The organism is Pseudomonas sp. FSL R10-0056, from assembly GCF_009600105.1.
Classification (GTDB): domain Bacteria; phylum Pseudomonadota; class Gammaproteobacteria; order Pseudomonadales; family Pseudomonadaceae; genus Aquipseudomonas; species Aquipseudomonas bubulae.
The window spans coordinates 1-305 of the sequence record NZ_WIWL01000119.1; the positions used below are offsets into that span (position 1 = coordinate 1).

1 pseudogene is annotated in these 305 nt (G+C 59.7%); it reads left to right on the top strand.

Features of this window, described 5'->3' with window-relative positions:
• Positions 1-305 (top strand): annotated as a pseudogene (locus GHO42_RS06725) (Bcr/CflA family drug resistance efflux transporter); the annotation flags it as partial.

A 305-nucleotide genomic window follows, 5' to 3' on the forward strand; every position in this document is an offset into this window, starting at 1 on the left:
CGTCTTTATCAAGCTGTATGGCGTGCCTGCGGAACACTACGGCTGGTTGTTCGGCAGTAACGCGGCGGGCTTTATTTTGGTGGCGCAAGTGAACGCACGGTTGCTGGCCAAGCGCCAACCGGCCTTTTTGCTGGCGCGTACGGTGTGGGTTTATCTGGCGGCAGGTGTGGCATTGCTGGGCATTAGCGCCCTGCATACCGAGCAACTGTGGCCGTTGTTGATTCCACTGTTTATCTGCATCGCCAGTCTGGGCTGCATCATCCCCAACGCCTCGGCGTGTGCCATGAATGGGCAGGGCGCACGGG